At 69.7% G+C, this 19,942-nt stretch carries 20 protein-coding genes, 1 pseudogene and 2 riboswitches; all 21 genes and pseudogenes read left to right on the top strand.

Going from position 1 to position 19,942, the window contains the following annotated elements:
* Positions 1–78 precede the first annotated feature (78 nt).
* Positions 79–175: riboswitch (SAM riboswitch) on the top strand.
* Positions 176–182: 7 nt separating this feature from the next.
* Positions 183–257 (top strand): putative leader peptide, encoded by a 75-nt coding sequence (locus ACFTZB_RS04250; RefSeq protein ID WP_369426197.1) that lies wholly within the window; start codon positions 183–185, stop codon positions 255–257.
* Positions 258–403: 146 nt separating this feature from the next.
* A complete protein-coding gene (locus tag ACFTZB_RS04245; RefSeq protein WP_378430244.1) occupies positions 404–1,396 on the top strand; it encodes an amino acid ABC transporter permease in 993 nt (330 codons plus the stop codon).
* Positions 1,393–2,175, top strand: coding sequence for an amino acid ABC transporter ATP-binding protein (locus ACFTZB_RS04240; RefSeq protein ID WP_206013192.1), 783 nt, complete (start codon positions 1,393–1,395; stop codon positions 2,173–2,175). Before ACFTZB_RS04245 ends, ACFTZB_RS04240 begins: the two co-directional genes overlap by 4 nt.
* Before the next feature lie 36 nt (positions 2,176–2,211).
* Complete coding sequence (locus ACFTZB_RS04235; RefSeq protein ID WP_378430243.1) at positions 2,212–3,183, top strand: ABC transporter substrate-binding protein; 972 nt, start codon at positions 2,212–2,214, stop codon at positions 3,181–3,183.
* Positions 3,184–3,194: 11 nt separating this feature from the next.
* A complete protein-coding gene (locus tag ACFTZB_RS04230; protein ID WP_378430242.1) occupies positions 3,195–3,731 on the top strand; it encodes a GNAT family N-acetyltransferase in 537 nt (178 codons plus the stop codon).
* The gene (locus ACFTZB_RS04225) at positions 3,728–4,789 is read left to right on the top strand and encodes an LLM class flavin-dependent oxidoreductase (protein ID WP_378430241.1); all 1,062 of its coding nucleotides are present in this window, start codon (positions 3,728–3,730) and stop codon (positions 4,787–4,789) included. The genes ACFTZB_RS04230 and ACFTZB_RS04225 overlap by 4 nt, the downstream gene beginning before the upstream one ends.
* Complete coding sequence (locus ACFTZB_RS04220) at positions 4,786–5,844, top strand: LLM class flavin-dependent oxidoreductase (RefSeq protein WP_378430240.1); 1,059 nt, start codon at positions 4,786–4,788, stop codon at positions 5,842–5,844. Before ACFTZB_RS04225 ends, ACFTZB_RS04220 begins: the two co-directional genes overlap by 4 nt.
* 15 nt (positions 5,845–5,859) lie before the next feature.
* Complete coding sequence (locus tag ACFTZB_RS04215) at positions 5,860–7,254, top strand: NtaA/DmoA family FMN-dependent monooxygenase (protein WP_378430239.1); 1,395 nt, start codon at positions 5,860–5,862, stop codon at positions 7,252–7,254.
* 45 nt (positions 7,255–7,299) lie between these two features.
* Positions 7,300–7,393: riboswitch (SAM riboswitch) on the top strand.
* A 4-nt stretch (positions 7,394–7,397) separates the two neighbouring features.
* Positions 7,398–7,481, top strand: coding sequence for a putative leader peptide (locus ACFTZB_RS04210; RefSeq protein WP_310794466.1), 84 nt, complete (start codon positions 7,398–7,400; stop codon positions 7,479–7,481).
* A gap of 155 nt (positions 7,482–7,636) precedes the next feature.
* Positions 7,637–9,268 (top strand): ABC transporter substrate-binding protein, encoded by a 1,632-nt coding sequence (locus ACFTZB_RS04205; RefSeq protein WP_378430290.1) that lies wholly within the window; start codon positions 7,637–7,639, stop codon positions 9,266–9,268.
* Between the two features lie 3 nt (positions 9,269–9,271).
* Positions 9,272–10,264 carry an ABC transporter permease gene (locus ACFTZB_RS04200; protein WP_378430238.1) on the top strand — a complete coding sequence of 331 codons (993 nt, stop codon included), beginning with the start codon at positions 9,272–9,274 and terminating at the stop codon, positions 10,262–10,264.
* A complete protein-coding gene (locus ACFTZB_RS04195) occupies positions 10,257–11,177 on the top strand; it encodes an ABC transporter permease (protein ID WP_378430237.1) in 921 nt (306 codons plus the stop codon). The genes ACFTZB_RS04200 and ACFTZB_RS04195 overlap by 8 nt, the downstream gene beginning before the upstream one ends.
* Positions 11,174–12,832 (top strand): dipeptide ABC transporter ATP-binding protein, encoded by a 1,659-nt coding sequence (locus ACFTZB_RS04190; protein ID WP_378430236.1) that lies wholly within the window; start codon positions 11,174–11,176, stop codon positions 12,830–12,832. The genes ACFTZB_RS04195 and ACFTZB_RS04190 overlap by 4 nt, the downstream gene beginning before the upstream one ends.
* Complete coding sequence (locus tag ACFTZB_RS04185) at positions 12,825–13,961, top strand: LLM class flavin-dependent oxidoreductase (RefSeq protein WP_378430235.1); 1,137 nt, start codon at positions 12,825–12,827, stop codon at positions 13,959–13,961. The genes ACFTZB_RS04190 and ACFTZB_RS04185 overlap by 8 nt, the downstream gene beginning before the upstream one ends.
* Before the next feature lie 4 nt (positions 13,962–13,965).
* Positions 13,966–15,330, top strand: a complete 1,365-nt coding sequence (locus ACFTZB_RS04180) for an NtaA/DmoA family FMN-dependent monooxygenase (RefSeq protein ID WP_378430234.1) — start codon at positions 13,966–13,968, stop codon at positions 15,328–15,330.
* Entirely contained in the window at positions 15,327–16,124 is a 798-nt protein-coding gene (locus tag ACFTZB_RS04175; protein WP_378430233.1) for a DUF1684 domain-containing protein, read from the top strand. The genes ACFTZB_RS04180 and ACFTZB_RS04175 overlap by 4 nt, the downstream gene beginning before the upstream one ends.
* A gap of 2 nt (positions 16,125–16,126) precedes the next feature.
* A complete protein-coding gene (locus ACFTZB_RS04170) occupies positions 16,127–17,041 on the top strand; it encodes an LLM class flavin-dependent oxidoreductase (RefSeq protein WP_378430232.1) in 915 nt (304 codons plus the stop codon).
* Positions 17,038–18,180, top strand: coding sequence for an LLM class flavin-dependent oxidoreductase (locus tag ACFTZB_RS04165; protein WP_378430231.1), 1,143 nt, complete (start codon positions 17,038–17,040; stop codon positions 18,178–18,180). Before ACFTZB_RS04170 ends, ACFTZB_RS04165 begins: the two co-directional genes overlap by 4 nt.
* Before the next feature lie 45 nt (positions 18,181–18,225).
* On the top strand, positions 18,226–18,525 hold the full coding sequence (locus ACFTZB_RS04160) for an acyl carrier protein (RefSeq protein WP_378430230.1): 300 nt from the start codon (positions 18,226–18,228) through the stop codon (positions 18,523–18,525).
* Positions 18,522–19,619 carry an acyl-CoA dehydrogenase family protein gene (locus tag ACFTZB_RS04155; protein WP_378430229.1) on the top strand — a complete coding sequence of 366 codons (1,098 nt, stop codon included), beginning with the start codon at positions 18,522–18,524 and terminating at the stop codon, positions 19,617–19,619. The genes ACFTZB_RS04160 and ACFTZB_RS04155 overlap by 4 nt, the downstream gene beginning before the upstream one ends.
* Positions 19,616–19,942 (top strand): annotated as a pseudogene (locus tag ACFTZB_RS04150) (3-oxoacyl-ACP synthase); the annotation flags it as partial. The gene ACFTZB_RS04155 and the pseudogene ACFTZB_RS04150, both read left to right, overlap by 4 nt.

Below are 19,942 nucleotides of genomic sequence, written 5' to 3'. Positions count from 1 at the left end.
CGCGCGACGCCATTTCCCCTGTGTTGCAGGGAAATACCCCGTGTTGACGACGTCCGGGAATGCAGCTAGTGTTCGCTTCAACCATCCAGAGCGACCGAGAGACCTGGCTCGTTGACGTCGCAGCAACCCTTCCGAATTTTTCGGGTGCGGGTGCTACCGCCGGGATCGATGGAAGGCAGCACATGAACTACCCCGCGCGCCCTGCGTGGCGCAGACGGCACATCGACCTGTGCCGCACCACCTCCTGCCACTGTTGACGAGGTCTCACCGCACGCTCACCGGGTAAAACGCCAGGTGAGCGCCTGACGCGCGCCCGCATCCCGCGGAAGACGCGCCCTCCTCCCCGTCCCGTCTCCAGGTGAAAGGCCGCCTCAGTGATGTCTGTACCCAGTGGTGAGCGAGCGTGAGCGCCCCCGTCCGGGCGCGTTCGGCCGCGCCCCTCGATTCCGAACCGTCCGGCAATGGTGACCGGCCCGCGGACGCCGCGCTGGAGGTCGCACGGCGGTGGCACCCGTGGCGGTGGGTGATCAGCGCCGCCGTGCTGGTGCTGCTCGCCCAGTTCGTCCACGGCCTCGCCACCAACCCGGGGTGGGACTGGGCGACGTTCGCCAAGTACTTCACCGCCGGTTCCGTGCTGCAGGCCCTGTGGATGACGGTGAAGCTGACCCTCTGGGGGACGGTCCTCGGATTCGCGCTCGGTGTGGTGCTGGCGGTCGGCCGCCTGTCGCACAACCCGGTGCTGCAGGTGATCGCCTGGGTCTACATCTGGGCGTTCCGGTCGATCCCGCTGATCGTGCAACTCCTGTTCTGGTTCAACATCACGTACCTGTATCAGACTCTGTCGCTGGGCATTCCGTTCGGACCGGGCTTCTTCACGTTCGAGGTCAACGGCGTCATCAGCGGCTTCACCGCCGCCGTCATCGGTCTGGCACTGCACCAGGCCGCGTACTCCGCCGAGATCATCCGCTCCGGCATCATCTCGGTGGACCACGGGCAGATCGAGGCGGCCCAGTCGCTGGGCATTCCGCGTCGTCGCCAGTTCTTCAAGATCGTTCTGCCGCAGGCGATGCGCGGCATCCTGCCGAACGCCGCGAACGAGGTCATCAGCCTGTTCAAGGGCACGTCGATCGTGTCGACGATGGCGATCGCGGAACTGTTCTACCAGGTTCAGGTGATCTTCGGCCGCAACGGTCGCGTCGTACCCCTGCTGATGGTCGCGACGATCTGGTACATCATCCTGACCACGCTGTTGTCGATCGGCCAGTACTACGTCGAGCGGCACTACGCCCGCGGATCGGCCCGGGCGCTGCCCCCGACTCCGTGGCAGAAGGTCACCCGGAAATTCGCCGAGATCCGCGACGCCGGCGTCTCCGTACCGAGAGGGGCCACGAAATGACGACCGACACCCAGCAGGCGGAGTTCGCGGTCGAGGTCCGCGGAGTGCACAAGTCCTTCGGCGCACTCGAAGTCCTCCAGGGGGTGGACCTGCTGGTCCGCAAGGGCGAGGTGACGGTGATCCTGGGCCCGTCGGGTTCCGGCAAGTCCACGCTGCTCCGCACGCTCAACCACCTGGAGAAGGTCGACCGGGGCACCATCCGGATCGACGGCGACCTCATCGGCTACCGGCGCAAGGGCAACAAACTCCACGAACTGCGGGAACGCGACATTCTGAAGCAGCGGTCCCGAATCGGATTCGTGTTCCAGAACTTCAACCTGTTCCCGCACCTCACGGTGCTGGAGAACGTGGTCGAGGCACCGGTGTCGGCGCAGGGCCGCGACCGTGCCGAGGTCGAGGCCGAGGCGATCGCCCTCCTGGAACGGGTCGGCGTCGGCGACAAGGCTCACGAGTACCCGCGGCAACTGTCCGGCGGTCAGCAGCAGCGGGTCGCGATCGCCCGAGCCCTCGCGTTGCGCCCGGCCGTGATCCTGTTCGACGAGCCCACGTCGGCGCTCGACCCCGAACTGGTCGGTGAGGTTCTCGCCGTCATCAAACAACTGGCACGCGACGGCGCCACCCTCGTCATCGTCACCCACGAGGTGGGTTTCGCGCGGGAGGTCGCCGACACGGCGGTGTTCATGGACGCCGGCGTCGTCGTGGAGCAGGGCCCGCCCGCGCAGGTCATCGACGACCCACAGCACGACCGCACCAAAGCTTTCCTCTCCCGAGTTCTCTGACCTCCGCACCCCGGTGTGGATCCCCGAAAGGCACACATGTCCACCGCACGGTTCCGTAAGAAGATTCTGGTCTCGGCCCTCACCACCGTCGCGCTGCTCGCCGCCGCGTGCGGGGGCGGCGACGTCGAGGACGAGGGATCGGGGCCCACCTCGGCCGCCGGCTACAACCTCACCGCCGATCAGAATCGCATCACCACCGACGAGGTCGAGTCGATCGCCGCGAAGGTCCCCCAGCAGATCCGCGACCGCGGGACGCTCGTCGTGACGGGCAGCGCCGGATCGGCCCCGCCGCTGCGTTTCTACGCTGACGACGACAAGACGCTCATCGGCTCGGAGACCGACTTCGCGTACCTGATCGGCGACGTTCTCGGTCTGAAGGTCGACCTTCAGGCGGCGGACTGGGCGCAGAACTTCGTCCGGATCGATTCGGGGGAGGCCGACGCGTTCATCTCCAACGTCACCGTCACCGAGGAGCGGAAGGAGAAGTACGACTTCTCCACGTACCGCCTCGACACGGTCGCGTTCGAGACGAAGAAGGACAGCGGCATCCAGATCAAAGGACCCGAGGACGTCGCGGGCTTGAAGATCGCGGTCTCCTCAGGCACCAATCAGGAAGCGCTGCTGGTGAAGTGGAGCGAGCAGAACGTCGCGGCCGGCCTCGAGCCCACCGACATCACGTACTACCAGAACACCACCGACTACTATCTGCCGCTCGCGTCGGGGCGGATCGACGCCTACTTCGGGCCCAACCCGTCCTCGTCGTTCCACGTGGCACAGGCCGGGGAGACCGAGATCGCCGGGACGTTCTCGGGGGCGGGCGACGCACTCCAGGGTGAGATCGCCGTGCTCACCAAGAAGGACAACGGGCTGATCACCGCGGTCAACGAAGCCATCAACCACGTCATCGAAAACGGCACGTACGCACAGGTTCTCGACCGCTGGAACATCGCGAACGAGGCCGTGAACACGTCGGTCGTCAACCCGCCCGGACTCCCGAAGACCAGCTGACAGGACGAACAGTGAGCGAGAGGACCGACCCTGTGCAGACCGTGTTCGTCGATCAGACCGATCCACTGGCCGCGCCGCTGCTCGAAGAACTGGCCACCGAATACAGCACGCGGTACGGGCGGTCCCGCGACCAGATGTACGAGGACCTCAGCACGTATCCGGCGGAAGAGTTCGCCGCACCGGGGGGTGCGCTGCTCGTCGTGGTCGAGGACGGGGCGTCGGTGGCGGGCGGGGCCTTCCGCCGCTACGACGACACGACCGCGGAACTGAAGCGGATCTGGACCTCGTCCTCGCACCGCAGGCGCGGACTCGGACGCATCGTGCTGCGGGAACTCGAGGCCGAGATCGTCCGGGCCGGCTACTCGCGCATCTTCCTCACCACCGGGCCGCGGCAGCCCGAGGCGGTGGCCCTGTACCTGGCCGCGGGGTACACGGCGCTGTTCGACCGCTCCCTCCCACCGCAGGAAATCGGGGTCCACGGATTCGAGAAGCTCCTGCCCACCGCCTTGCCTTCCGACTGCGCCGCAAAGGAGTACGAGTCCGTATGAAGTTTCTGCTGATGAGCCTGATCACTCACCACCCGGATCCGGTGACCGGGGAGAAGATCGGCACCGCGGCCAGGCTGCGGGAGGTCGTCGAATCGGCCGTCCTCGCCGAGCAACTGGGGTATGACGGTTTCGCGGTGGGCGAGCGCCACGAACATCCCTTCCTGTCCTCCTCGCCGCCCGTGGTGCTCAGCGCCATCGCGGCGCGGACCACCACCCTGCAGTTGTGGACCGCGGTGACCACACTGAGCCTGCTCGACCCGGTCCGTGCGTTCGAGGACTACTCGACGCTCGACAACCTGTCGGGGGGCCGGCTGCAACTCGTCATCGGCAAGGGAAACGGCACCGCGCAGGCACAGCTGTTCCACGTCACACCGGACGACCAGTGGGACCGCAACCGCGAAGGGTACGAGCTGTTCCGGAAGTTGTGGGAGAGTGAGGACGTCACCTGGGAGGGTACGTTCCGTCCGTCGCTCGAGCACGCCGTCGCACTGCCCCGCCCGTTGCAGCGGCGGATCCGGATCTGGCACGGCAGCGCGACGAGCAAGGAATCGGTGGATCTCGCCGCCCGCTACGGAGATCCGATCTTCTCCGCGAACGTGACGTATCCCATCGACTCCTACGCCGAACTGGTCCGGCACTACCGCGAACGGTGGACCCACTACGGTCACGATCCCGCCGACGCCCTCGTCGGCGCCGGGACCGCCGGGTTCTACGTCACACCGAACTCGCAGGACGCGCTCGACGTGTGGCGGCCGATTCACGCCGCCCGGCTCGACTTCGCCTGCAAGGCAGGACTTCCCGTGGTATTCGAGACCCTCGAAGGCTTCGTCGAACGCAGCTCCGCGCTGATCGGCAGCCCGCAGCAGGTGATCGACAAGGTGCAGCGCTACCACGAGCAGTTCGGCCACGAGGTGATCCACCTGAGCGCCGACCGCGTCGGCAGCGACAAACAGCACCGCGAGAGCCTCGAGCTGTTCCAGGCCGAGGTGGCACCCGCGCTGCGCGAGACCATTCCGAGCCGCCCCCTCGCGGCCGACACGGAGGAGGGACGGGCATGAGCCTGCATCTGGGCATCGAACTCGACGGCGAGGGAACGCATCCCGAGTCCTGGCGGCGCGCCGAGCACACTCCCGACCGGTTGCTGACCGGGCGAACGGTGGCGGATCGGGTCGCCGCGGCGGAGAACGCCGGTTTCACGTTCGCCTCCTTCGACGATTCGCTGCTGCCGCCCGGCGCCGACGGGGGACCCGTCGGCCGGATCGACGCCGTGAATCGCGCCGCGTTCGTGGCCGCGACCACCAGCACGATCGGGCTCGTCCCGGTGGTCGGCAGCACCTACGCCGAACCGTTTCACACGTCCTCCCAACTCGCGACACTCGACTATGCGTCGCGGGGACGCGGCGGCTGGATCGCCGCACGCGACACCGACCCGCGGGTCGCGGGCGCACTGGGCCGGACCGAGATCACCGCACCCGCCGACCTCGCGCGGGAGGAGCGGGACGCGATCGCCGTGATCCGGGACCTGTGGGATTCCTGGGAGGACGACGCGGTGATCCGCGACTACGCCACCGGCCGTTTCGTCGACCGCGACCGACTGCACTACCTCGACTTCCGGGGCGAGACGTACTCGGTGAAGGGTCCGGCGATCGTGCCGCGGCCACCGCAGGGGCAACTGGTGGTGTTCGGACTCGACGGGCAGGCCGATCCGTCCCAGGTCGACGTGGTGCTGGTGTCCGGGACGACGCCCGGTGACATCGCCGACGCCGCCGCGCGGGCGAAGGACAGCGGGGCGGCGCTGGTGTTCGCCGAACTCGACGTGGCGCTCGGCGCAGCCACTCCCGCCCCGTCGAGCGAGCGGCTGTCGTTCGCCGGCGAGGCCATCGGACTGGTGGAACTGCTGCGCGCACTGGATCCGCACGTCGACGGTGTGCGTCTGCATCCCGCCGTGGTCGACGAGGACCTCCCGGTGCTGGCGCGGTACGTGATCCCGGCACTCCTGCGCGCCGGTGTCGCCCACCGTCCCGTACCCGGTTCGACCCTGCGCAGCACGCTCGGACTCGACCGCCCCGCCAACCGATTCCGGGCCGACCGCCTCGCAGAATCCTCTCGCTGAAAGGTTGTGGAGATCATGACCGACAACTCGTACGCCAGGCCCGATGCCCAGGTGCATTTCGGGGTCTTCTTCCAGGGCGTCAACCACACGACGATCTGGTCGGATCCGACGAGCGGATCGCAGATCGACTTCGAAACGTTCCGTCGGGTGGCACAGACCGCCGAGCGGGGCCTGTTCGACGCCTTCTTCCTGGGTGAGGGTCTGCGCCTGCGGGAACAGGAAGGCAAGATCCTCGATCTCGACATCGTGGGCAGGCCGGACGCGATCACCCAGCTGTCGGCGCTGGCCGGCATCACCCGGCGCATCGGGCTGGTGGCCACCCAGAACACCACCTACAACGAACCGGCCGACCTCGCCCGGCGACTGTCCGGGCTGGACCTGCTGTCCGGCGGACGCGCCGGCTGGAACGCCGTCACCACGGACAACGCGTGGACCGGGGAGAACTTCCGGCGCGGCGGCTTCCTCGATCACGCCGACCGGTACGAACGGGCCGGGCAGTTCCTGGGCGTCGCCCGGGCGATCTGGGACGCGTGGGCCGACGGCGCCGTCGCGACGAGCACCGAGGCGCCGTCCTGGGCCACCGCGGGCAGTGTGGAGGACGTGTCGCGGCGCACGTCGCAGTTCGACGTCACGATCACCCCCACCCTGCCGCGCAGCGCCCAGGGCCATCCCGTCATCTTCCAGGCCGGCGACTCACCGGCAGGCAGGGACTTCGCGGCCACGCACGCCGACGTCATCTTCTCCCGGCACGGAACCCATTTCGACGAGGCGCTCGCTTTCGCCGACGACATCCGGGCGAGACTGCGCCGCGCGGGGCGCCCCGAGGACGACGTCAAGATTTTGCCGGGCACCCAGATCGTGCTCGCGGAGAACGCGTCCGAGGTGGAGGACAAGGTCCGCTGGGTCCGCGAAGGCCAGTACACCGGGCAGACGGCGCTGTCGCTGGTCGGGCAGGTGTGGGGCCGCGATCTTTCCGATCGCGACCCGGACGGTCCACTGCCCGACTTCGATCCGGTGCCCGCACCGATCTCCGTCACCCGCGGGGCCGCCCGCGACGGCAAGGACCCGCTCGCCATCGCCCGCGAGTGGCGGGCCCTGGCGGAGGCGCAGAACCTGTCGCTGCGGCAGGTCGCGATCGCGACGACTCAGCGGTCCGGTTTCGCGGGTACCCCCGGGCAGGTCGCCGACGAACTCACCCGGTGGGTGCGCAGTGGCGCGACCGACGGATTCAATGTTTCGCCGTATCTGGTGCCCACCGGACTCGACGAGATCGTCGACCTGCTCGTGCCCGAACTGCAGGAGCGCGGCTCGTACCGAACGCAATACGAAGGCGCGACGCTGCGTGAGCATCTCGGTCTCCGCCCGCCGCTGTCGCGACGGGAACTCCCGCCCCGGCAGGCAGTCGGGTAGCGGGGCCGTGTGGCGCGGCGACCGGCGATCTCTTACACTCGGTAACGACCATCCAGAGCGACCGAGAGACCTGGCTCGTTGACGTCGCAGCAACCCCCCGCCCCGCGGGTGCGGGTGCTACCGCCGGGATCGATGGAGGAACCATGTTGACCGAAGGCTTCGTGAGCGCCTGGGGGCGTCTGCACGTCGATCTCTGCCGGTTGTCCACCTCCATCTGTCACAGCTGATCTGACACCCCGGCACCTGCCCGGGGTTCCTGCTCTACACACCGCATCCGCGTGGGATCCGGTGTCCCTCACCTTTCTGTGCGCGTGAGCGCTGCCCACTCGACGGTCGGCGCGCACGGCACATCTTCGAGATCACGGAGTTCTCGGTGCCATCAGTGCCTTTGTCCTCGTCCCACCGCGGCCGCATCGCGGCAGGTATCGGCGCCGCCGCCGTGCTGGCCACGGCGCTCACCGCCTGCGGTGGCGGCTCCAGCAGTTCCTCCGCGGACGCGGGCCCGCCGCAGCCCGGCGGCACCCTCCGCTACGGCCTGTCCCAGGCACCCACGTGCGCCGACCCCGCGCAGTCGGGCACCAACCAGACGATCTACGTGGCCCGGCAGGTGGTGGACTCGCTCACCGACCAGGACCCGGAGACGGGCGAACTGAAGCCGTGGCTGGCCGAGAGCTGGGACACCGACGCCGACGCGTCCTCCTTCACGTTCCACCTGAAGGAGGGGGTGACGTTCAGTGACGGAACGCCTTTCACCGCGGAGTCGGTGAAGAAGAACCTCGACGCCATCGTGAACACGCTCACCGGTGCCAAGGCCGCACTGGGTGCCAGCTACCTCACCGGGTACACGGGCACCACCGTGATCGACCCGCAGACCGCGCAGGTCGACTTCGCCGCACCCAACGCGCAGTTCCTCCAGGCGTCGTCCACCCCGCAGCTCGGCATCCTGTCCGACAGTTCCGTCGCGAAGTCCGCCGAGGAGCGGTGCACCGGCAACATCTCGGGCACCGGGCCGTTCACGTACGCCGACTACCAGCAGGACAAGTCGGTCACCCTCGCCAAGCGCGCCGGATACAACTGGGGTTCCGACGTGTTCGGCCACGACGGCGAGGCCTACCTCGACACCATCGAGTTCACCGTCGTCCCCGAATCCGGTGTCCGCACGGGCAGCCTGTCCTCGGGACAGCTGGACGCGATCAGCGACGCGCTGCCGCAGGACGCCCCGCAGATCGAAGGTGCGGGCGGGCAGGTGCTCACCACCTCGAATCCCGGAACCCCGTTCGGCTTCCAGCCCAACGTGACCCGCGGACCGCTCGTCGACCCCGTCGTGCGCAGCGCGCTGGTGCCGGCGATCAACCGGCAGGAACTGGTCGACACCGTGCTCGGCCCCAACTTCAAGCCGGCCACCAGCACCCTGGCCAGCCGCACCCCGGGCTACGTGGCACTGCCCGACGTGACGTACGACCCGGAGAAGGCGAAGTCGATCCTGGATCAGGCGGGCTGGGTGCCCGGCGCCGACGGCATCCGCGAGAAGGGTGGTCAGAAGCTCGCCTTCCCCGTGCTGTTCAGCTCCGTATTCGCCGGCAACCAGGCCATCCTCGAACTGGTGCAGCAGCAGCTCAGAGCGGTGGGAGTGGACCTGCAGCTCGACCTCGTGTCGACCCCGGAAGCCACCGCTCGCCAGAATTCCAAGGACTTCGACGCCACCTACTACAACAGCACCCGCGCCGACGGCGACATCCTGCGCACACAGTTCGGGCTCGAAGGCCGCAATCTGAACAGCCGCGGCCCGATTCCCGCGCTCGACGACGTGCTGACGAAGCAGCTCGCCACCACCGATCCCGCCGCGCGGAGCGCGCTCGTCGCCGACGCCCAGCAGCAGGTCCTCGACAACGGCCTGTGGATCCCGACGGTGGAGTTGTCGCAGGCGATCGGCGCGGGCCCGAACGTGCAGGACCTGAAGTTCGAGGCCTCGGCCCGGCTCCAGTTCTTCGACACCTGGATCAGCGGACGCTGAAACATGATTCGCTACCTCGGACTCCGCGTGCTGCAGGCGATCGCCGTCCTGTGGGCGACGTTCACCGTGTCGTTCGCCGTGCTGTTCCTCCTGCCGTCCGACCCGGTGAGCATCGCCGTCGACTCGGCGTCCACCGGCACGACGGTCGACGCGGCCGCCGTCGCGGAACTGCAGGCGCGGTACGGACTCGACCAGCCGGTGTGGGTGCAGTACTGGAACTCGCTGAGCCACGCCGTCCGCGGTGACTTCGGGTCCTCGATCGCCACCGGGCAGTCGGTGACCGAGGCCATCGGCAACGCGGTGCCCAGCACTCTCGTGCTGGCGTCCGCGGCGCTGGTCCTCGCCGTCGTGTTCGGGGCGGGGGTCGCGTTCCTCGCCACCTACACGCGGGTCCATTGGGTGCGGAACCTGCTGTTCTCCCTGCCCCCGCTCGGTGTCGCGGTGCCGACGTTCTGGGTGGGCCTGATTCTGCTGCAACTGTTCTCGTTCCGGCTGAAGGCCTTCCCCGCGTTCGGCGACCAGGGGATCGCGACGCTGGTGCTGCCGGCGGTGACGCTCGCGCTCCCCACCGGTGCGGTGATCGCCCAGGTGCTCGCGGCGAGTCTGCAGACCACGTGGCGGCAGCCGTTCATCGAGGCCGCGCGGGCGAAGGGAGCGTCGCGCCGGCAGATCCAGACCCGGCACGCGCTGCGCCTGTCGAGCATTCCCGCGTTCACCATCGCCGGTGTGCTCGTCGGCAATCTGCTGGCGGGATCGGTCGTCGTCGAGACGGTGTTCTCCCGCGCCGGGGTGGGGCGCCTCACTCAGACTTCCGTGATGGCGCAGGACATTCCGGTGGTCCAGGGGATCGTGGTGCTGAGCTCGCTCGTCTACGTGCTCGTCAATCTCGCCGTCGATCTGCTCTACCCGCTGATCGACCCCAGGATCGTCGAGGGCAGGCGGAGTTCCGAGCGCAGCGACACCGTCGCGAATGTGGAGGAGAAGGTTCATGTCTGACATCCTCACCAGAGAACTGATCGAGGAGGCCGAGGGTTTCGGCCCTCCGCCGGTCGACGCGCTTCCCGCGATCGCGCCCCGTCCGCGCGGCCGCGGACACCGCGTGGTGGCGTGGTGGCGTCGCAACCTCGTGCTCGTCGCCTCGGCGGCGGTGCTCCTCGTCGCGGTCGGATTCGCGGTGGCGCCGTCGGTGTTCGCGAGCGGTGACCCGTTGGTCGGGGTGCCCGCCCAGAAGCTACAGGCGCCCAGTGCCGCACACTGGTTCGGCACCGACAACATCGGCCGCGACGTCTACACCCGGGTGGTGCACGGAGCCGGATTGTCACTGACCGCGACACTGCTGGCCGTGGGCATCGCACTGGTATCCGGCTCGCTGATCGGACTGCTGTCCGGCGCCCTCGGCGGCACACTGGACGCCGTCCTGATGCGGGTCGTCGACGTCCTCCTCTCGATTCCCGCGCTGCTGCTCTCGCTGGCACTGGTGACCGCACTGGGATTCGGCACGGTCAACGTCGCGATCGCGGTGGGCGTGTCGCTGATCGCGAACTTCGCCCGCGTGATGCGGTCGGAGGTGCTGCGGGTGCGGCGGTCGCTGTACGTCGAGGCCGCGTTCGCGTCGGGTGTCCGCTGGCACACGGTGCTGCGCCGCCACGTGCTGCGGAATTCGTACGCACCCGTCGTCGCCCTGGCGGCGGTCGAATTCGGCATGGCGGTCCTCGCGGTGTCGTCGCTGAGCTTCCTCGGATTCGGCGCGGTGCCGCCCACCCCGGAATGGGGCTCACTGATCTCCGAGGGACGGAACTACCTCGCCACCGCGTGGTGGATGACAACCCTGCCCGGACTGGTGATCGTGGCCGTCGTGCTGTCGGCGCACCGGCTCGGGCATGCACTGGAACAGAGGGAAGTGCGATGAGCGCGAAAGACACTCCGCTGCTGCAGGTTTCCGGACTGCGGGTGGCGTACGGGAGCGCGGGCGATCCCGTCGTGGCCGTGCAGGGCGTCGACCTCACGGTCGCGCGCGGCGAGGTGGTGGCCGTGGTCGGCGAGTCCGGCTCCGGAAAATCCACCACGGCGCACGCCATTCTCGGACTGCTCAGCGGATCGGGGCGGGTCGTCGCAGGCACCGTCACGTTCGACGGTGAGCGTCTCGACACCAAGTCGGAACGCGCCCTCGAACGGGTCCGCGGCGCCCGGATCGGCCTGGTTCCGCAGGACCCGACGACGTCGCTCAACCCCGTCCTGCGGGTCGGCGCCCAGGTGGCGGAGGTGCTCCGGATCCACGGTCTCGCCGACCGGCGGACGGCAGGCATCGAGGCGGTACGCATCCTCGCCGAGGCCGGGATCGACGAGCCCGAGGTGCGGGCGCGGCAGTACCCGCAGGACCTGTCCGGCGGGCAACGGCAGCGCGTCCTGATCGGGATCGCGCTGGCGTGCAGCCCCGAACTCGTGATCGCGGACGAACCGACCAGCGCCCTCGACGTCACCGTGCAGCGCCGGATCCTCGATCTTCTCGACGCGCGGATCGCCGAATCCGGCACCGCGGTCCTGCTGATCACGCACGATCTGGGTGTCGCGGCCGACCGGGCCGACCGGATCGTGGTGATGAGCCAGGGCGAGGTGGTGGAAGCCGGCCCCACCCGTCAGATCCTCGAGAACCCACAGCACGAGTACACCCGCACCCTGCTGGCCGCGGCGCCGAGCCTGTCGGTGGGACAGGAACGAGCCCGCGGCGAGGAGGCGGGCGGCGCCGGCCCCGACGTCCTGCTGCGCGTGTCCGGGGTGTCCAGGACGTTCCGGATCGACCGGCGCACGTCCATCGACGCCGTCCGGGACGTGTCGTTCGAGGTCCCCCGCGGGCGCACACTGTCGCTGGTGGGGGAGTCCGGGTCGGGCAAGTCCACGGTGGCCCGGATCGCGATCCGGCTGGAGTCGCCCACCGCGGGCCGCGTCGAGTTCGACGGCCGGGACATCACCACCCTGCGCGGCGGCGCGCTGCGGGCCCTGCGCCGGCGGGTGCAGATCGTGTACCAGAACCCGTACGCCTCCCTCGATCCGAAGCTGGCGATCTCGGACATCGTCGCGGAACCGCTCGGTGCGTTCGGTGTCGGAACCAAAGCGGAGCGGGCCGCGCGGGTGGCCGAACTGCTCGAACAGGTCGCATTGCCGCGCACCTACCTCGAACGCCGGCCGGCCGAGCTGTCCGGCGGGCAACGCCAGCGGGTCGCCATCGCCCGCGCGCTCGCTCTGCGCCCCGAACTCGTCGTGCTGGACGAACCGGTGTCGGCCCTGGACGTCTCGGTGCAGGCGCAGATCCTCGGCCTGCTCGAGAGCCTGCAGCGCGACCTCGGGCTCAGCTACCTCTTCATCTCGCACGACCTCGCCGTGGTCCGGCAGATCAGCGACACGGTCGCGGTGATGCGTGCCGGCCGCATCGTCGAATCGGGCACCGCGGCCGACATATTCGACAACCCGCGCCACGACTACACCCGGCAGCTGCTCGACGCCATCCCGGGTCGGTCCGTCGGGCGCCCACGTTCCGCACAGCTGGAGGAATCGATTCATGCCTGAGCCACACCGCCGCATCGTCGCCGTCGATCTGTACGGCACCGGGATCCATCCGCAGTCCTGGCGCCGCCAGGACTCGCGCGCCGAGGACCTCTTCACCGCCGACTACTGGACCGGCCTGATCGGGCAGGCCGACTCCGCCGGAGTCGACCTCGCGTTCGTCGGCGATTCCTTCGCGATCGCCACGACCGGACATGCCGATCAGCGTGGGCAACTGGACGCCGTGGCGATCACCGCCCGTGCCGTCGCGTCCACCGAGCGCATCGGCCTGGTCCCCACGGTGACCGTCACGCACACCGAACCGTTTCACGTGTCCAAGGCGATCGCCAGCCTCGACCACGCGTCGGGCGGCCGCGCCGGGTGGCAGGTGGACGTGTCCTCCGGCCAGGTCCAGGCGGATCTGTTCGGGCGCAAGGACGCGCAGGACGCCGAGAGTCTGTGGGCGGAGGCGGCCGACGCGATCGAGGTCGTCGGCCTGCTGTGGGACAGCTGGGAGGACGACGCCGAGATCCGTGACGTGGCCACCGGGCGCTTCATCGACCGGGACAAGCTGCACTACATCGATTTCGAGGGAGACCACTTCACCGTCAAGGGTCCCTCGATCACACCGCGGTCGCCGCAGGGGCAGTCGCTGATCGTGATCGGTGCGCGGGACGAGCACTCCACCCGAATCGCCGCCGCACGCGCCGACGTGATCCGCATCGCCGCGCCCACCGTCGACGCGGCGCGCGACCTCGCGGTCCGGGTGCGGCGTGCTGCGGCCGAGGCGGGGCGCGACCCCGCGACGCTGCGGATCCTGCTCGACGTCGAGGTGGTGATCGCCGAGACCGCCGACGCGGCCGAACGTGACCTCGCGCAACTCGAGAACTGGTCCGGCGCCCGGTACGAGCCGGCGTCGGTTCTCTACCGCGGCGACGCGCCGGGTCTGGCCCGGCTGATCACGGACGTGACGGCCACCGGGGACGTCGACGGCGTCACGCTCCGCCCGCTGGCGCTGCAGTCCGGCCTGGACGCCATCGCCGGGCACGTCCTGCCCCTGCTGCGCTCGCAAGACCCGGCCCCGGGCGGCGGACTGCTCCGGGAACGACTCGGCTTCACCCGTCCCGCCAACCGCTTCGCCGGACAGGACTGACATCATGAGCAACCAGCGCAAGCAGATTCACCTCGCCGCACACTTTCCCGGCGTCAACAACACCACCGTGTGGAGCGACCCCGAATCGAAGAGCCAGATCGACTTCGACTCGTTCGTGCACCTCGCGGAGACCGCCGAACGCGGCCTGTTCGACTTCTTCTTCCTCGCCGAGGGACTGCGCCTGCGCGAGCACCGGGGCCGGATCCACGATCTCGACGTGGTGGGCCGCCCCGACACGTTGACGGTGCTCGGCGCGCTCGCCGGAGCGACCACCCATCTGGGCCTGGCCGGGACGATCAACACCACGTTCAACGAACCATACGAGCTGGCACGGCAATTCGCCTCGCTCGACCACCTGTCCGGTGGCCGGGCCGCCTGGAACATGGTGACGTCCTCGGACGCGTTCACAGGGGAGAACTTCCGGCGCGGAGGATATCTCGACAAGGCCGACCGCTACGTCTGCGCCGGCGAAGTGATCCAGGGCGCCCGAAAGTTCTGGGACAGCTGGGATCGGGACGCACTGCAGATCGACCGCGCCCGGGGAGTGTTCGCCCCGGACCAGTCGATCCGCGAGGTCACACACTCCGGCGCACAGTTCGACATCCGGGGACGCTTCACCGTTCCCCGGAGCCCGCAGGGGCACCCGGTGCTGCTGCAGGCCGGCGATTCCGACGAGGGCCGCGAATTCGGCGCCGCCCAGGCCGACGCGATCTTCACCATCCACGGATCACTCGAGGACGGCCGGAAGTTCTACTCGGACGTCAAGGGCAGACTCGCGAAGTACGGGCGCGGCCACGACGACCTCAAGGTGCTGCCCGCCGCGACGTTCGTACTGGGCGACTCCGCGGCGGACGCGGCCGAACGCGCCGACCACATCCGGCATCAGCAGGTGGGACCGCAGACCGCGATCGCGTTCCTCGAACAGGTCTGGGGGCGTGCTCTTTCCGGGTACGACCCGGACGGACCGCTACCGGACGTCGAACCGGCGGAAGACTCGACCATCACCCGCGGCCGGGTCCGCCACGCGAAGGACCCACGCGAGATCGCGGGCCAGTGGCGGGCGAAGGCGGAAGCCGAGAAACTCAGCATCCGGGAACTCATCATCGCCGTCACCACCCGCCAGCAGTTCGTCGGAACCCCCACCCAGGTGGCCGAGGAGATCGACCGCTACGTGCAGGCCGACGCGTGCGACGGCTTCATCCTGGTACCGCACCTCACTCCGGCCGGGCTGGACGAGTTCGTCGAGAAGGTGGTCCCGGAGTTGCAGAACCGCGGCAGTTTCCGCTCCGAGTACTCGGGGACGACCCTGCGCAGCCATCTCGGACTGCGCCATCCGCATCATCAGACAGAAGGAGTTCGGGCATCATGACCGCAGTCACCGAAGACGCGACATTCGAGCAGGGGTGGCAGGACTGGCATTCGGCGCGCGAGGACTACTTCCGCGAACCGCTGGGCTGGCTGAGCCTCACGGCACTGCACTGGCTCGTCGAGACCGACACTACGTTCCCCGACCTGCCCGGAAAATGGCGGGCCGACGCGGACGGTCTGATCGTCACGGCCCCGGCCGACGCCGGTCTCGAGATCGACGGCGAGACGGTCGACGGCACGGCGGCCCTCGCACCGCAGGAGGGCGCCCCCGGCCTGATCGTGCGCCACGGCAATCGGACCATCGAGGTGATCCGCAGGACGGGCGACGTCGCCCTGCGGATCCACGACCCCGAGGCCGCCACCCTCGCCGCGTTCACCGGCATCCCGGCGTTCCTGCCGGCGCGACAGTGGGCGGTGCCCGCAACGTTCACCCCGTTCCCGCAGTCCCGCGTCGTGACGACGGGTGCCGTCGTCGAGGGGCTCGAGCACCACCACACGGCGCTGGGGTCGCTCGCCTTCGAGTATGACGGCGCCGCACACGAACTCGTCGCGTTCGCAGGCAAGGACGGTGGGCTGCAGGTGCTGTTCACCGATGCCACCAGCGGGGTCAGCACGTACCCCGCGGCACGGTCGCTCGCCGTCGACGCCCCCGCCGCGGACGGCCGGGTGATCCTCGACTTCAACCGGGCGTCCAACCTGCCGTGCGCGTTCACCGACTACGCCACCTGCCCGGTCGCGCCCGCCGAGAACCGGCTGACGCTCGCGGTCGAGGCCGGCGAGAAGAACCCGCGGTAGGCATGACCGACAAGCAGGTCGTGCTCGGGGCGGCGGCGCCCGCGGGCCGGACGGATTTCGCCGTCCTCGCGGACGCCGCCCGCACCGCGGAGCGGGGACGATTCGACTTCTTCCTCGCCGACGGCGTCACTGCGGCGAACGCGCTGGCCGGATTCACCGACGCGGTGGGGCTCGCGGCGACGCTGGACACGACCTCCGCCGAACCGTTCGACGTGGCCCGAAGGTTGGCCTCGCTCGATCACCTGTCCGGCGGCCGGGCGGCGTGGAACACCGCGGCCCCTGCCGGCGGGCGGGCCGCCGAGTTCGTCGGCACCGCCCGCACCCTGTGGGATTCCTGGGCCGACGGCGTCGTGACCGTCGACCGCGGCGCGGGACGATTCGTGTCGGATCCCACCGCAGGCGCGTTCTATCACCGGGGCAGGCACTTCGACATCGGCGGACGCTTCACTGTCCCCCGCAGCCCGCAGGCGCAACCGGTGGTAATCGTGTCCGGTGACAGCCCGGAGACCCGGGATCTCGCCGCCCGGCACGGCGACGTGATCATCGCTCCGCTGGGCACGTTCGAATCCGCCCGCGCCGCCTACACCGACGTCGCGCGCCGGACGGTCGACGCAGGCAGGCCCGCCGGTGCGGTGAAGGTCCTGTTCACCGCGGCGTTCGCGGGCACCGCCGCGTCCGTCGCGGACCGGATCGTCCGGTGGGTCCGCGAGGACGCCGCGGACGGGTTCGTCCTGCCCTCCCTTCCCACCCCGGACGGACTCGACCCGTTCGTCGACACGGTGGTGCCGCTGCTCCAGGACCGTGGCGTTCTGCGCACCGACTACACCACCGCCACGCTGCGGCAGCACCTCGGACTCGGTGCCCCGCCCAGCCATCGTGCCGTCAATCCCCGCTCCCTCCAGAAAGTGCCGTCATGACCACTCCGTTGTCCGTTCTCGATCTGTCGCCCGTCAGCGAGGGCGCCACCGCCCGCACGGCGCTGCGGAACACCGTCGACCTCGCCCGGCACGCCGAGGCGTGGGGATACAAGCGGTACTGGGTGGCCGAGCACCACTTCGTCGGTGTCGCCAGTTCCTCGCCGGCCGTGCTCGTCGGGATCCTGGCCGCGGCGACCAGCACGCTCCGGGTCGGTGCCGCCGCCGTGCAGCTGGGGCACACCACTGCGGCCGCCGTCGTCGAGTCGTTCGGCACCGTCGACGCGCTGTACCCGGGTCGCCTGGACCTCGGTCTCGGACGGTCGGGTCAGCGGCGGGCCGAGGCGCTGAAAGCGGTTGCCGAACGCAACAACCAGCCGGCCCCGCCCCGCCGGGAGACGGAGGTCCGCGACGGCGTGGTGATCCCCGCGCCGTTCGACCCGTCCGGGCTCCTGCTGTCCCCGCGGCTCGCGGCGGCGCAGTCGGTCCTGCAGCAGCCCGGCGCGCTGTCGCCCGCATTCGACCAGCAGGTCGACGACATCCTGGCACTGCTCGGCGGCACGTACCGCACCCCGGACGGGATCGAGTTGCACGCGAGTCCCGGTGAGGGCGCGGACGTCGAGGTGTGGGTGTTCGGCAGCAGCGCGGGGCCGAGCGCCGAACTGGCAGGCCGGCTGGGGCTGCCGTTCGGCGCGAACTATCACGTGAGCCCGTCGACGACCCTCGACGCGGTCGAGGCCTACCGCGCCGCGTTCCGCCCGTCGCCGACTCTGCCGAAGCCGTACGTCGTCGTCTCCGCCGACACGGTCGTGGCGGAGGACGATGCGACCGCGCAGGAACTGGCGTCGACGTTCGGGCACTGGACGCACAGCATCCGCAGTGGGCACGGCGCGATCCCGTACCCCGACCCCGCGCACACCTCCCCGCTCGGCGAGACGGAACGTGCGCTCGTCGAGGACCGGCTGATCACCCAGTTCGTGGGGGCGCCGGCCACCGTCGCGAACAAACTCGACAGTCTGCGAAGGCTCACCGACGCCGACGAACTGGTGATCACCAGCGTCACCCACGATCACGCCGACCGGTTGCGCTCCTACGAACTGCTCGCGGCCGAGTGGGGACTGCCGGGGTTGCTCGCCGCCTGAGACCCGCGATGATTGAACGCTGGTCCAATTGGGAATCCCAGGCCCATGGACACAGCAAATGCACCTGTGCCCGAGTCCCATGACGAGCTGGTCGAGCGGCTACGGCAGTACCTGAGCTCGATCACGTCGACGGAACTCGGTCCCGACGACGACTACTTCACCCTGGGACTGGTGAGTTCGTTGCGGGCACTGGAGATCGTCACGTACATCGAAGGCTCCCACGACGTCGTGGTCGAGGTGGAGGATCTCGACCTCGACAACTTCCGCACCGCTGCCCGGGTGGCGGGGTTCATACGGAGGAAGCGGGGCGAGCAGCTTCGTGCGACGGACGGGGCGTCGCCGTGATCGGACTCGACACACTCGTCGCCTCCGCCGAGACCGACGCCGGCAACTGGGACGAGACCGGGCTGCCGGTCGAGGTCATCGAGGCCGCCGCGAAGGCGGGTGTCCTCGGGCTGGACCGGACGACGGAGTGCCGGGGGCTGGGCCTGAACGCCGTCGAACTCGGCTCGGTCGCAGAAAGACTGGGGGCGGTCTGCACGTCGTTGCGGTCGCTGCTGACCGTGCAGGGAATGGTGAACGCCGCCGTCGATCGGTGGGGCACCGCCGAACAGCGGGCGAGGTGGCTGCCCGCCCTGACGACCGGTGAACTTCTCGCCGGGTTCGCCGCCACCGAAACCGGGGCGGGCAGCGACCTCTCCTCTGTGACTACCAGTTTCGAGGAGCACGGCACGGACCACCGCATTACCGGACGGAAACTGTGGGTCACGTTCGGCGAGGTGGCGGACGTCCTGCTCGTCCTCGGCCGGTCACCGGCCGGGCTGACCACCGCGCTGGTCGAGACGGACGCGCCGGGGGTGACCGTCGAACCGGTCCACGGTCAGCTGGGCATGCGTGGCGCCCGGATCGCGCACATCGCGCTGGACGGCGTCGCCGTCCCGGCCGACCACCTGATCGCCCCGCCGGGATTCGGACTGTCCCACGTCGTCGGAACGGCCCTGGACCACGGCCGGTACACCGTCGCGTGGGGGTGCGCAGGGATGGCGCGCGGGTGCCTCGCCGACGCCGTCGCGCACGCCTCCACCCGGGTGCAGGGCAGTGCCGTGTTGTCCGAACACGACTCGGTCCGCGCCATCCTCGGGCGCAGCTGGGTCGACGCGGCCGGCGCCCGCGCGCTGTGCGAACGGGCCGCCGAACAACGCGATGCGCGTGAGCCGAGCGGGCTGTTCACGACGATCGCCGCGAAGTACGCCGCCGCCCGCGTCGCCGCATCGGTGAGCGGGCAGGCGGTCCAGGTGCTCGGGGCCGCCGGATGCGCCCCCGGCAGCAGGGTGGGGCGCTTCTTCCGTGACGCGAAGATCATGCAGATCATCGAGGGCTCGACGGAGGTCGCCGAACTCCAGATCGGTGACTATGTGCTCGGGGGAGGTGTGCGATGACGGCAGACCCGCCGGTCACGATCGAGTCCGTCGCGCTGTGGTTCCCCGACGACGAGGTGACCGTGGCGGGATTGCCGGAACTCGACGAACTCCCGATCGCGCAGCGCGAGCACGCGCTGGGACTGGGCATCGACACGGTGCGGATCGGAATCGGTCTCGCCGAGGTGGATCTGGCCCGGGCCGCGGCGGAGGAGGCGCTCCGCACGTCCGGCCTCGACGCCACCCAACTCGACGCGCTGCTGCTCGTGCAGGGCCGGGTTCCGCAGTATCTGCTCGCGTCCGAGGCGACGCGGCTGCAGCACCGCCTCGGCGCGACCCAGGCG

Source organism: Rhodococcus sp. NPDC057014, assembly GCF_042673295.1.
Classification (GTDB): Bacteria; Actinomycetota; Actinomycetes; order Mycobacteriales; family Mycobacteriaceae; genus Rhodococcus_F.
Note: the sequence above shows the minus strand (reverse complement) of the source record. Positions and strands in the feature narration are given on the sequence as shown.

What these genes read in the sequence shown, in the direction of transcription:
- ACFTZB_RS04160 (WP_378430230.1), top strand. Translation starts at nt 18,226, where the DNA reads ATGGACACAGCAAATGCACCTGTGCCCGAGTCCCATGACGAGCTGGTC.
- ACFTZB_RS04210 (WP_310794466.1), top strand. Translation starts at nt 7,398, where the DNA reads ATGTTGACCGAAGGCTTCGTGAGCGCCTGGGGGCGTCTGCACGTCGAT.
- ACFTZB_RS04235 (WP_378430243.1), top strand. Translation starts at nt 2,212, where the DNA reads ATGTCCACCGCACGGTTCCGTAAGAAGATTCTGGTCTCGGCCCTCACC.
- ACFTZB_RS04220 (WP_378430240.1), top strand. Translation starts at nt 4,786, where the DNA reads ATGAGCCTGCATCTGGGCATCGAACTCGACGGCGAGGGAACGCATCCC.
- ACFTZB_RS04200 (WP_378430238.1), top strand. Translation starts at nt 9,272, where the DNA reads ATGATTCGCTACCTCGGACTCCGCGTGCTGCAGGCGATCGCCGTCCTG.
- ACFTZB_RS04185 (WP_378430235.1), top strand. Translation starts at nt 12,825, where the DNA reads ATGCCTGAGCCACACCGCCGCATCGTCGCCGTCGATCTGTACGGCACC.
- ACFTZB_RS04165 (WP_378430231.1), top strand. Translation starts at nt 17,038, where the DNA reads ATGACCACTCCGTTGTCCGTTCTCGATCTGTCGCCCGTCAGCGAGGGC.
- ACFTZB_RS04175 (WP_378430233.1), top strand. Translation starts at nt 15,327, where the DNA reads ATGACCGCAGTCACCGAAGACGCGACATTCGAGCAGGGGTGGCAGGAC.
- ACFTZB_RS04170 (WP_378430232.1), top strand. Translation starts at nt 16,127, where the DNA reads ATGACCGACAAGCAGGTCGTGCTCGGGGCGGCGGCGCCCGCGGGCCGG.
- ACFTZB_RS04215 (WP_378430239.1), top strand. Translation starts at nt 5,860, where the DNA reads ATGACCGACAACTCGTACGCCAGGCCCGATGCCCAGGTGCATTTCGGG.
- ACFTZB_RS04195 (WP_378430237.1), top strand. Translation starts at nt 10,257, where the DNA reads ATGTCTGACATCCTCACCAGAGAACTGATCGAGGAGGCCGAGGGTTTC.
- ACFTZB_RS04190 (WP_378430236.1), top strand. Translation starts at nt 11,174, where the DNA reads ATGAGCGCGAAAGACACTCCGCTGCTGCAGGTTTCCGGACTGCGGGTG.
- ACFTZB_RS04240 (WP_206013192.1), top strand. Translation starts at nt 1,393, where the DNA reads ATGACGACCGACACCCAGCAGGCGGAGTTCGCGGTCGAGGTCCGCGGA.
- ACFTZB_RS04180 (WP_378430234.1), top strand. Translation starts at nt 13,966, where the DNA reads ATGAGCAACCAGCGCAAGCAGATTCACCTCGCCGCACACTTTCCCGGC.
- ACFTZB_RS04225 (WP_378430241.1), top strand. Translation starts at nt 3,728, where the DNA reads ATGAAGTTTCTGCTGATGAGCCTGATCACTCACCACCCGGATCCGGTG.